The organism is Streptomyces sp. NPDC006687 (assembly GCF_040636215.1).
Lineage (GTDB): Bacteria > Actinomycetota > Actinomycetes > Streptomycetales > Streptomycetaceae > Streptomyces.
This window is the reverse complement of the sequence record NZ_JBEYJJ010000016.1, coordinates 122,914-133,576: the sequence shown is the minus strand read 5'-3', so window position 1 is coordinate 133,576 and position 10,663 is coordinate 122,914. Positions and strand designations below refer to the sequence as shown.

At 71.9% G+C, this 10,663-nt stretch carries 13 protein-coding genes, 1 tRNA gene and 1 riboswitch; of the genes, 5 read left to right on the top strand and 9 right to left on the bottom strand.

From position 1 onward, the window contains the following. Positions 1-96: 96 nt before the first annotated feature. From ABZ716_RS20460 to ABZ716_RS20445, 4 genes are all read right to left on the bottom strand, one after another. Positions 97-882 carry a DUF1707 domain-containing protein gene (locus tag ABZ716_RS20460; protein ID WP_358960607.1) on the bottom strand — a complete coding sequence of 262 codons (786 nt, stop codon included), beginning with the start codon at positions 880-882 and terminating at the stop codon, positions 97-99. A 153-nt stretch (positions 883-1,035) separates the two neighbouring features. Beyond that, positions 1,036-1,998 (bottom strand): ATP-binding cassette domain-containing protein, encoded by a 963-nt coding sequence (locus tag ABZ716_RS20455; protein ID WP_358810129.1) that lies wholly within the window; start codon positions 1,996-1,998, stop codon positions 1,036-1,038. Between the two features lie 2 nt (positions 1,999-2,000). Next, the gene (locus tag ABZ716_RS20450) at positions 2,001-2,858 is read right to left on the bottom strand and encodes an ABC transporter permease (RefSeq protein WP_358960621.1); all 858 of its coding nucleotides are present in this window, start codon (positions 2,856-2,858) and stop codon (positions 2,001-2,003) included. A gap of 22 nt (positions 2,859-2,880) precedes the next feature. Continuing rightward, complete coding sequence (locus tag ABZ716_RS20445; RefSeq protein WP_358810130.1) at positions 2,881-3,684, bottom strand: ABC-2 family transporter protein; 804 nt, start codon at positions 3,682-3,684, stop codon at positions 2,881-2,883. A 193-nt stretch (positions 3,685-3,877) separates the two neighbouring features. Between ABZ716_RS20445 and ABZ716_RS20440 the strand changes: the two genes are divergently transcribed. After that, complete coding sequence (locus ABZ716_RS20440) at positions 3,878-6,331, top strand: transglycosylase domain-containing protein (protein ID WP_358960605.1); 2,454 nt, start codon at positions 3,878-3,880, stop codon at positions 6,329-6,331. A gap of 23 nt (positions 6,332-6,354) precedes the next feature. Here the strand turns inward: ABZ716_RS20440 and ABZ716_RS20435 are convergent, their stop codons facing one another. The 3 genes from ABZ716_RS20435 to ABZ716_RS20425 form a co-directional block, all read right to left on the bottom strand. Then, positions 6,355-6,675: a multidrug efflux SMR transporter gene (locus ABZ716_RS20435; RefSeq protein ID WP_358960603.1), complete on the bottom strand. Its 321-nt coding sequence runs from the start codon at positions 6,673-6,675 to the stop codon at positions 6,355-6,357. A 32-nt stretch (positions 6,676-6,707) separates the two neighbouring features. Further along, positions 6,708-6,787, bottom strand: a riboswitch (guanidine-III (ykkC-III) riboswitch). Positions 6,788-6,843: 56 nt separating this feature from the next. After that, positions 6,844-7,185: a co-chaperone GroES gene (locus ABZ716_RS20430; protein ID WP_079427293.1), complete on the bottom strand. Its 342-nt coding sequence runs from the start codon at positions 7,183-7,185 to the stop codon at positions 6,844-6,846. 61 nt (positions 7,186-7,246) lie between these two features. Next, positions 7,247-7,564 (bottom strand): DUF3618 domain-containing protein, encoded by a 318-nt coding sequence (locus ABZ716_RS20425; RefSeq protein ID WP_358810132.1) that lies wholly within the window; start codon positions 7,562-7,564, stop codon positions 7,247-7,249. Positions 7,565-7,684: 120 nt separating this feature from the next. Here ABZ716_RS20425 and bcp point away from each other — a divergent pair, with 120 nt between their 5' ends. The 4 genes from bcp (at position 7,685) to ABZ716_RS20405 (ending at position 9,540) form a co-directional block, all read left to right on the top strand. Beyond that, on the top strand, positions 7,685-8,152 hold the full coding sequence (gene bcp / locus ABZ716_RS20420) for a thioredoxin-dependent thiol peroxidase (protein ID WP_358810133.1): 468 nt from the start codon (positions 7,685-7,687) through the stop codon (positions 8,150-8,152). A 134-nt stretch (positions 8,153-8,286) separates the two neighbouring features. Further along, positions 8,287-8,934 carry an HNH endonuclease gene (locus ABZ716_RS20415; protein WP_358960602.1) on the top strand — a complete coding sequence of 216 codons (648 nt, stop codon included), beginning with the start codon at positions 8,287-8,289 and terminating at the stop codon, positions 8,932-8,934. Beyond that, positions 8,931-9,452, top strand: a complete 522-nt coding sequence (locus ABZ716_RS20410) for an HNH endonuclease (protein WP_358960599.1) — start codon at positions 8,931-8,933, stop codon at positions 9,450-9,452. The genes ABZ716_RS20415 and ABZ716_RS20410 overlap by 4 nt, the downstream gene beginning before the upstream one ends. 13 nt (positions 9,453-9,465) lie before the next feature. Then, positions 9,466-9,540: transfer RNA gene (locus ABZ716_RS20405), tRNA-Leu, on the top strand. A gap of 61 nt (positions 9,541-9,601) precedes the next feature. On the opposite strand, the gene rdgB is transcribed toward ABZ716_RS20405, so the two are convergent. Together rdgB and ABZ716_RS20395 are read right to left on the bottom strand one after the other, a co-directional pair. Then, positions 9,602-10,204: an RdgB/HAM1 family non-canonical purine NTP pyrophosphatase gene (gene rdgB, locus ABZ716_RS20400; protein ID WP_351885100.1), complete on the bottom strand. Its 603-nt coding sequence runs from the start codon at positions 10,202-10,204 to the stop codon at positions 9,602-9,604. 8 nt (positions 10,205-10,212) lie between these two features. After that, positions 10,213-10,614, bottom strand: a complete 402-nt coding sequence (locus tag ABZ716_RS20395) for a hypothetical protein (protein ID WP_351885097.1) — start codon at positions 10,612-10,614, stop codon at positions 10,213-10,215. Positions 10,615-10,663 lie beyond the last annotated feature (49 nt).

Sequence of the window (10,663 nt, the reverse complement as noted above, 5' to 3'; positions counted from 1 at the left end):
TCCGCGCGGTGAGTTCCTAGACAGCTCCCACCACACCGGAGGTCTTCGCCATGATCAAGACCAGACCGGCGTCAACAACGCTCGTGATCAATACACCTAGAGCTCCTTGCGGGTCTCGCCGCCGTCGAGCTTCTTGCCGTTCCCTTTCGGTCGCTTCGGCTCCTTGACCTTGACCGCCACCCCGCCCCAGAAGGCGAGGCCGTTGACGATCACGCGGGGAGCCCCCGGTTCCGGGCGGTTCTCCAGGGACCTGCCCTGGTCGAAGCCGCCCATGACTCCGATGCCCCGTACGTCGACCTCGACGCCTGGCGGGACCGTGATCTCGATACCGCCCATGATGGCCACGCAGGTGATCACGACCTCGCGCGCCGCGAAGTCGGCCTCGCGCAGGTCGAGCTCCCCGCCGCCCCAGAAGGCCACGGCGTTGAACTGCGCGGGCACCGTCCAGCGGCCCTTGCGCTCGAACCCCGACATGATCGCGACCGCGGTGGCGGAGGCCGTCGGGGAGGGGCCCGTCGAGGAGGCGCCCGCCGGGCCGCCGATCCTGGACTGCCAGGAGGCGGAGGAGGCGGAGGAGGCGGCGGGAGCGGAGGCGAGGGGAGACGGGAGGTCCTGGGTCAGGGGTTCCAGCTCCGCGTAGGTGCGGGACGTGTACGCCGCCTCCAGGCGCTCCTCGAACTCCTCCATGTCGAGCCGGCCCTCGGCGACGGCGTCCCGCAGCCGCTCGGCCACCCGCTCCCGGTCGGCGTCCGACGCCCGCAGGGCCGGGGAAGAGGGCGAAGGGGTGGGGGCAGGGGCGGGGGCCCCCTCGGCCGGCGCAGCCGCCGGCTTCTCCAGGGACGTCTTCTCCGGCGTCGCCGGCTCCGGGCGCTCGTCACTCATGCGGCTCAGAGTAGGCAGAGACGGCCGCCCGGTGAACGGCCCGGACCCCGGGGCCCTCCCCGGGACCACCCCTGATTTCCCCCTGACCCCGCCCCCGGAACCCGACCCCTGACCCCGTACACCCGACCCCGTACGCCCGCCCCCGCCGCCCCCTCACCCCCGCCCCGCGTACATCCGCGCGATCACGTCCTCGATGTCCGGCTCCCGCACCGACAGGTCCAGCAGCGGGTACCGCCCCGCCACCTCCGCCACCAGCGGTGCCGCCGAGTCGCCCGCCGGGAAGGCCAGCCACTGCCGCGGCCCCTCCACCCGTACGACCCGCGCCCCCGCCACCTCCAGCGGCGGGAGCTCCCGTTCCAGGTCCACCACCAGCGTCCGCTCGCCGCCCTCCCCCAGCGCGTGCAGCCCGCCCAGCGCCCCGTCGTACATCAGCCGGCCGTGGTCGATCACCATCACCCGCTCGCACAGCTGCTCGATGTCCTGGAGGTCGTGCGTGGTGAGCAGCACCGTCGTCCCGAGCTCCTCGTTCAGCTGCCGCAGGAAGCCCCGCACCCGCGCCTTGCTGACCACGTCCAGCCCGATCGTCGGCTCGTCCAGGTACAGCACCTCCGGGTCGTGCAGCAGCGCCGCCGCGATGTCCCCGCGCATCCGCTGCCCCAGCGACAGCTGCCGCACCGGTACGTCCAGCAGCGCGCCCAGCTCCAGGCGGTCCACGCAGCGCTCCAGGTTCTCCCGGTAGCGGGCCTCCGGGATCCGGTACATGCGGCGCATCAGCCCGTACGAGTCCTTCAGCGGGAGGTCCCACCACAGGGTGGTCCGCTGCCCGAACACCACCCCGATCCGGTGCGCGAGCCGCATCCGCTCCCGCGAGGGATCGATGCCCGCGACGCGCAGCCGGCCGCCGCTCGGGGTGAGGATGCCGGTCAGCATCTTGATCGTGGTGGACTTCCCCGCCCCGTTGGGCCCGATGTAGCCGACCACCTCGCCCCGCGCGATCGCGAAGCTGATCCCGTCCACCGCCCTGACCTCGCGTTTCTCCCTGCGCAGCGGCCCCACCCGGCGCCGTACGCCGAAGACCTTCTCGACCGCCTCCACAGAGATGAGGGCATCGGACACAGCTAACTCCCCGTGCTTCGGTACGAACGGACCCCCGCGCGCCACGCCAGCGACGCGGGCAGGAACACCGCGAAGGCCACCAGCGGGCTCAGGAACGCCACCCACCCCGGCAGCCCCAGCGGATCGGGCCGCCCCAGCACGTACAGCGCGGGCAGCCAGTTGACGAAGGCCAGCGGCACGACGAAGGTCACCCCGCGCAGCAGTTCCTTCGCGAACACCGTCGGCGGGTACTGGAGCATCGTGCAGCCCCCGTACGTGAAGGAGTTCTGCACCTCCGCCGCATCTCCGGCGACGAACTGGAAGGCCGCGCCGGCCACCAGCACCCCGCCGAAGATCCCCGCGCCCGCCACCACCATGACCGGCACCAGCAGCACCTTGCCCGGCGTCCAGTGCACGTCCAGCACCGACAGCGCCCAGCCCAGCACCCCCAGCCCCTGGGCGATCCGCCCCAGCCGGCGCAGCGCGAAGCGGTCCGCGGCGACCTGCGCGAGGAGCGGGACGGGGCGCACCAGCATGGTGTCGAGGGAGCCGTCGCGGATCCGGGCGCCGACCCGCTCGGTGTTGCCGAGGAGCAGGTCCGCCAGACCGAGGGAGGCCGAGCACGCCCCGTAGAGGAGGGCGATCTCGGGCAGGGTGAAGCCGCCGAGCGCCTCGACGTGGGAGAACATGACGGCGATCGCGACGAAGTCGAGCACCGTGATCGCCGCGTTCCCGGCGGTGGCCAGCAGGAACGACGTCCGGTACGTCATCGTCGAGCGGATCCACATCCCGGCGATCAGCCCGTAGCCGCGCAACCCCTCGCGCAGCCGGCCGGAGCGCCCCGCCGGCGCCGGCGGCACCTCCACCCCCCATGCGGTCACCTCCGCCCGGTCGGCCGTCGTCTCAGCCACCCTGGACCACCACCTTCCGCGTGGCCGCCGACTGCACGAGCCGCCCCGCGCCCAGCAGGGCCAGCGCCCACACGGCCTGGAAGCCCAGCGCCCGTACGGCCGCCCCGGACCCGGCGTGGGTGCCGAGCAGCACGTCCAGCGGGACCTGGAGCATCGCCGCCCACGGCAGCAGCCGGACCACCTCACCGAAGCCGCCGGGGAAGACGGTCAGCGGCAGCAGCATCCCGGAGAAGGAGATGGTGACGACGGTGGCCATGAGGTTGACGCCCCCGCCGTCCAGCAGCCAGAACGCGGCCAGCCCCAGCAGGTACCGCACCCCGAAACCGACCACCAGCCCGAGCCCGACCGACAGCAGGAACAGCAGCCAGCGCAGCGGATCGGAGGGCAGCGCCAGGGTGAAGGCGCACGCCCCCGCCGCCAGGGGCAGCAGCCCGCGCCCCAGCAGCTGGAAGCACGCCCGGCCGAGGTCGGCCGCGAGCCACCAGCCCTGGAGGTCGGCCGGCCGGTACAGGTCGACGGCGATGTCGCCCGTACGGATGCGCTCTTGGAGCTCCTCCTGGAAGCCGCCGCCGATGAGGGAGCCGGCCGCGAGCAGGGACTGGCTGACCCAGACGAAGGTCAGGGCCTGCGCCTGGTCGTAGCCGCCGAGGTGGGGGCGCTCGTCCCACAGCGCGAGGTACGTGTAGGCGAGGACGAAGCCGAAGACGGTGTTGGTGAACACCCCGGCGGCCGTCGCCGTCCTGTAGGCCGCGTAGCGCCGGAACCCGCCCGCCGCGACGGCCAGATAGAGCCGCACCGCATCCCTCCGTTTCCCCCGTCGGTCACACGTCGTTCGCACGTCGGCCACAGCGCGCGCTGACGACGTCTTAGTACGGAGGGGCGAGCCACGCGACCGTTTTTCGCACGTCCGACGCGGAACCAGCGGCCATCGGGTACACACCATGAGGTACAGATGTGGATATTTCACACGGTCACGAGGAGACCCGGAGATGAGCGACCCGTCACCACCCCCGGGCTGGACACCTCGTGATCCGGACACGTCGGCATCGCAGGACCGGCGGCACCCGCAACGCCCCCGGGGCAGGGCCGGCAAAGCTCCCCGCCCCGGGAAGAAGCCCCGCCGCAAGCGCACCGGATGGCGGCGCCTCCTGCCCACCTGGCGGATGGTGACGGGCGCGGTCCTCCTCCTGCTGCTCCTGATCGGCGGCGCCCTCGTCGCCGGCTACCTCCTGGTCGACATCCCCCCGGCCAACTCGGCCGCCACCGCCCAGTCCAACGTGTTCCTCTACGCCGATGGTTCCGCGCTCGCCCGCGACGGCGAGGTCAACCGCGTCAACGTCCCGCTGTCCCAGGTCCCCCGGAGCGTCCAGGAGGCCGTACTGGCGGCCGAGGACCGGGACTTCTACTCCGAACGGGCGGTGGACCCCAAGGCGATGCTCCGCGCCGCCTGGAACACCGCGACCGGCAAGGGCACGCAGTCCGGCTCCACCATCACCCAGCAGTACGTCAAGAACTACTACCTGGGCCAGGAACAGACGATCAAACGCAAGGTCAAGGAGTTCTTCATCGCGATCAAACTCGGTCGCGAGAAGTCCAAGGACTACATCCTCGAGGGGTACCTGAACACCAGTTACTTCGGGCGCAACGCGTACGGCATCCAGGCCGCCGCCCAGGCGTACTACGGCAAGGACGTCACCAGGCTCACCACCGCCGAGGGCGCCTACCTGGCCACCCTCCTCAACTCCCCCAGCGCCTTCGACGTCGTCTCCCACCCGCAGAGCCGCGCCCGCGCCGTCGCCCGCTGGAACTACGTGCTCGACGGCATGGTCAAGAAGAAGTGGCTGACCGCCCGGGAGCGGGCCGCGGCCACCTTCCCCGAGCCGGGCAAGGTCCGCGCCGCCGCCGGGCTCTCCGGCCAGCGCGGCTACCTGGTCGAGGCCGTCAAGGACTACATCAGCGACCACAGGATCCTCGACGACAAGACCCTCGCCGAGGGCGGCTACCGGATCACCACCACCATCGACAAGCGCCGCGAGAACGCCTTCGTCAGCGCCGTCCAGAAGCAGCTGGCCGACAAGCTCGACCCGGCGGCGCGCCCCGCGGACCGGGTGGTGCGGGCCGGCGGGGCCTCCATCGACCCCGCCACCGGCAAGGTCGTCGCCCTGTACGGCGGCGTCGACTACACCAAGCAGTACGTCAACAACGCGACCCGGCACGACTACCAGGTGGCCTCCACCTTCAAGCCGTTCGTCTTCGCCTCCGCCGTCGAGAACGACTCCCGCACCCAGGACGGCCGCCGGATCACCCCGAACACCGTCTACAACGGCGACAACCGGCGCCGCGTCGTCGGCACCCGCATCCCCTACGCCCCCGAGAACGAGGGCCAGCAGTCGTACGGTCAGATCACCGTCAACACCGCCACCGACCTGTCGGTGAACGCCGTCTTCGCGCAGATGGTCGTGGACGTCGGCACGGAGAAGGTCAAGCAGACGGCCGTCGCCCTCGGCATCCCCGAGGACACCCCGAACTTCGACGCCGGCCCCGCCATGGCCCTGGGCACCCTGCAGGCCAGCGTGCTGGACATGACCCAGGCGTACGCGACCCTCGCCGACCACGGCCGGCGCACCCCGTACACCCTCGTGGAGAAGATCACCAAGGACGGCGAGAGCCTGCACCTGCCCGACCGCACCCCCCAGCAGGCGGTGAGCCGGGAGGCGGCCGACACGACCACCTCCATGCTGGTCAGCGTCGTCGACAACGGCACCGGTACGGAGGCCCTCGCGGCCGGCCGTCCGGCGGCGGGCAAGACGGGCACGGCCGAACTGGACCGCGCCGCCTGGTTCGCCGCGTACACCCCGGACCTGGTGACGGTGGTCTCGGTCATGGGCCAGGACCCGGACACGGGCACCCTCCAGTCCCTGTACGGGGCCCTGGGCGAGCCCCGCCTCGGAGGCGGCGGCTACCCGGCGCGGATCTGGGCGGCGTACACGAAGAAGGCCCTGGAGGGGACGGAGCCGGCGGACTTCGACCTGGACCTCCAACCGGGCGCGGCCCAGCCCCCGCCGCCGGTGCAGCCCAGCACGCCGCAGCAGCCGCAGGGCACCCGCCCGCCGTGGCCGCCGGACGAGACGGGCCGCCCCAACCCGCCGACCCCGCCGGACGGCGGCCGCACGAACGGGGGCCGGAACCAGGGCGGCCAGAACAACGGCGGCCGGACGAACGGAGGCCAGAACACGGGCGGCCAGAACAACGGCGGCGAGACCAACGGAGGCCAGAACACGGGCGGCCAGACGAACGGAGGCCAGGACAACGGCGGCCAGACCACCGGCGGCCAGACGAACGGGGGCCAGACCACCGGCGGCCAGACCACCGGGGGCGAGACCGACACCACCACCGGCGGCCTCGCCCCGCGCCGCCGGCCCCCGTCGGTGTTCCTCGAATGACCGGCACCCCGGCCGGCCGGCGGTCAGTGTCCGGAGGTGGCCTTCAGCCCCACCACCGCGATCAGCAGCAGGCAGATGAAGAAGATCCGGGCGGCGGTGACGGGCTCCCCCAGCACCGCCATGCCGAGCACCGCCGCACCGGCCGCACCGATGCCCACCCACACGCCGTACGCCGTACCGATGGGCAGGGTCTTGGCGGCGTAGGACAGCAGCACCATGCTGGCGACGATCCCCGCACCGGTGAAGACGGACGGCCACAGCCGGGTGAAGCCCTCGGTGAACTTCATGCCGATGGACCAGCCGACCTCGAGCAGACCGGCGACGAGAAGCAGAACCCAGGCCATGACAGGCACCTCCGGGACGAGAGCGGAACGGGGGTGCGTCGTCTTTGCGGTCCAGCTACCCGGTACGGCGCGTCTCGTCGGGGGTTCCCCACCACCGTAGCAAAGGGCACGCGAGAGGGGCTGGTGACCTCGGCCACCAGCCCCTCTCGCCCTCCTGCGGGTACGGCCCTAGAGGTACAGCCCGGTGGAGTCCTTCGACCCCTCCAGCCGCTCCGCCGCGACCGCGTGCAGGTCCCGCTCGCGCATCAGTACGTACGTGGCTCCGCGCACCTCGACCTCGGCGCGGTCCTCGGGGTCGTACAGCACCCGGTCGCCGGGCTCCACGCTCCGTACGTTCTGCCCGACCGCGACCACCTCGGCCCAGGCGAGCCGCTTGCCCACCGCGGCCGTCGCCGGGATCAGGATCCCGCCGCCCGAGCGGCGCTCGCCCTCGGGGGTGTCGGACTTCACGAGCACGCGGTCGTGGAGCATGCGGATGGGCAGCTTGTCGTGGGTGGTGTTCTCGCTCACGCCCCGAACCTACCTGCCCCCGCGCGCCGCGCGCCCGCGAGGGTGCACCTCGGCCCGGCCATCAGCGCTTGCGGCGCAGGGAGACCACCAGCAGCCCGACCACACCGGCCGCGACCAGCGCGACGGGGGCGATCCGTTCGAGGCGCGGAGTACCGTCCCCGTGGCGCAGGCCGTCCTTCACGTCGGTGATGAGCCGGTTGACGGCCGCGACGGCGCGCCCGGCGGTGTGGTCGACCGTCGAGGCGACCCTGGCCTTCGCGTCCCCGATGATCGTCTGCGGGTGCATGCGCACGCCGATCTCGTCGAGGGTCTCGGCGAGCTGCTCGCGGCGGCGGACGATGTCCGCCTCGATCTGTGCGGGGGTCCTGGCTTCCGGCACCGCGCGCCTCCGTCGTCGTTCGTCGTGGTCGGATCGGGGCTTGATCCGTCATGGACAGTCTGTCAGCTCAGTCAGCTTAGGCTCATGCCGTACGGATCCCCTCCCGAGGAGAGCACTGACATGAGCGAGCGACTCCAGCCGGGCGACACCGCCCCCGCCTTCACCCTGCCCGACGCGGACGGCAACGAGGTCTCGCTGGCCGGCCACAAGGGCCGCAAGGTGATCGTGTACTTCTACCCGGCGGCCCTGACCCCGGGCTGCACCAAGCAGGCGTGCGACTTCACGGACAACCTGGACGTCCTGGCCGCGGCCGGCTACGACGTCATCGGCGTCTCCCCGGACAAGCCGGAGAAGCTCGCGAAGTTCCGCGAGCAGGAGCACCTGAAGGTCACCCTGGTCGGCGACCCGGAGAAGGAGGTCCTGGCGGCGTACGGGGCGTTCGGCGAGAAGAAGCTGTACGGCAAGACGGTGACGGGGGTCATCCGCTCGACGGTCGTCGTGGACGAGGACGGCAAGGTCGAGCATGCCTTCTACAACGTCAAGGCGACCGGCCACGTGGCCAAGATCATCAAGGACCTGGGCATCTGACCCCCGCCCCGCCCTTCCGTGACGGCCCGCACCCTTCCGGTGCGGGCCGTCACGTTCACCCCACGTAACGGCGTGCCTACCCATTCGTTACTCCGTACGAGGCCGCGAACACACGGCCGGGAACGGAGAGAACGATGACGGTGAGCCCCTACACCAGGGAGCGGTTGGCGAAGGCGGCAAGCACTTCGCGAACGCTGACGGAGGCACTGGAGAAACTCGGGGTGGATCCAGAAAGCGGCTCGCGCGCGTACATACGCAAGCGCATGCACCGGTTCGGGGTGGACATGACCCACTTCGAGCGGGACGGGAACCGCTGGACCAGGGCCGTCCTGGAGGAGGCGGTGAGGGCTTCCAGCAGCATGTACGCGGTCCTCCGGCGCCTTGGGCTCGACGCGGTCGGCGGCCACCACACCCACATCAGCCGGCGGGTCCGCGCACTGGGCATCGACACGTCGCACTTCGCCGGACCCGGCCGGACGGACCGGATGCGCGAGAATCACCGCCGGCGGACGGCGGACGAGATCCTCCGCGAGGACCGGACGCCTCATGCGACCCGCACTCCGAACACGATGCTCCGGCGCGCGCTGCGCGACCTCGGCGTCGAGGAGCGGTGCGCCGACTGCGGCACAGAGGCCGTCTGGATGGGCCGGCCCCTCCCCCTGGAGGTGGACCACATCAGCGGCGACTGGCGTGACAACCGCCGTGAGAACCTGCGCCTCCTGTGCCCCAACTGCCACTCCACGACGGACTCGTACCGCGGCCGGGGCAAGGGGCGCCGGTGAAGACACAGCGCCTCGACCGGCCGTCACGAGAGGAACTGGCGCGGGTGATAGCCGAGTCGGTCAGCATCGCCGGGACGCTCAAGGCCCTCGGGTTCCCCGACCACGGCGGGCAGCGTGCGCACCTCCGGAGGTGGATCGCCGAGGAAGGGCACGACACGTCGCATTTCCTGGGGCAGGCACACCAACGCGGCAAGGCGGGAACGAAGCCGCTCAAACCGGCCAAGGACATCCTCGTCCACCTGGCCGGACAGCCCCGGAGGAAGACCGCGCTGCTGCGCCGGGCGCTGCGCGAGGTCGGGGTCCCCGAGCAGTGTGCCCACTGCGGTGTGGCCGCCGAGTGGCGAGGACGCCCCATGACCCTGGAGATCGACCACATCAACGGCGACTGGAGCGACAACCGGCGCGAGAACCTGCGGCTTCTGTGCCCCAACTGCCACGCAGTCACGTCGACGTGGTGTCGCGGTGGCCGCCGGCCCGGAGAGCGGACTCGGTCGCGTTCGCTTCCGGCAGCCCAGTAAGGTAGGGCCCCGAGGGCCCGTACCCCAGCTGGCCAGAGGGCGCCGGTTTAGGTCCGGTGTGTCGTGGGTTCGAGTCCCACCGGGCCCACCGTGAAGGCCCCACACGCAGCCGCGTGCGGGGCCTTCGGGCTGTCCGGCAGCCGGGGGGCTCAGCCCAGCAGTTCGCGCAAGGCCGGGATCAGGGCGCGGAAGGCTTTGCCGCGGTGGGAGATGGCGTTCTTCTCCGCCGGGGTGAGTTCCGCGCAGGTGCGGGTCTCACCCTCGGGCTGGAGGATCGGGTCGTAGCCGAAGCCGCCGCCGCCCACCGGGGTGCGGCGCAGGGTGCCCAGGAGGCGGCCCTCGACGACGCGTTCGGTGCCGTCCGGGAGGGCCAGGGCGGCGGCGCAGAAGAAGTGGGCGCCGCGGTGTCCGTCGGGGATGTCGCCGAGCTGGTTGAGGAGCAGTTCCAGGTTGGCCCGGTCGTCGCCGTGGGCGCCGGCCCAGCGGGCGGAGAAGATGCCGGGGGCGCCGTTCAGGACGTCGACGCACAGACCGGAGTCGTCGGCGATGGCCGGGTAGCCGGTGGCCCGGGCGAGGGCGTGGGCCTTGAGGAGGGCGTTCTCGGCGAAGGTGACGCCGGTCTCCTTGACGTCCGGGACCTCTGGGTAGGCGTCGGCGCCGACCAGCTCGTGCGGCAGGCCGGCGTCGGACAGGATGGCGCGGAGTTCGCCGACTTTGCCCGCGTTGCGGGTGGCGAGGATCAGGCGGGTCATACCCGCCATTATCCCGGGGTGCAGACCTTGGAGATCTCCGCGGCGGCGTCGGCGACGGGCTTGATGTCGGGGGCGGTGTTGCCCTGCTCCACGGAGGTGCGCACGTTGCGGACGGCCGTGCTCATGGAGTCGACGGCCTTGCCGAGGTCGGCGTTGCCGGTCTGGTCCTTGATCTTCTTCAGGTCGGCGTCGATCTGGTTCAGCGCGTTCTGGGTGTCCTGGACGCTGTTGCCGGCGTTCGAGACGGCCTGCTGGAGGTTGTCGACGCTGTTGGCTATGGCCACGGCCGTGTTGGCGCAGTCCATCGCGGTGGAGATGGCGTCGCAGGAGGCGAGGGCCGGGACGGCGAGGGCGGCGGTGAGGGCCAGGGCGGCGAGCTTGAGCCTGGGCCTGGTGAGGTGCGGGTGCATGGGGTCCCCCCTGGGGTTGCGGATACGGCTACGGGCGCGCGGCCGTGAG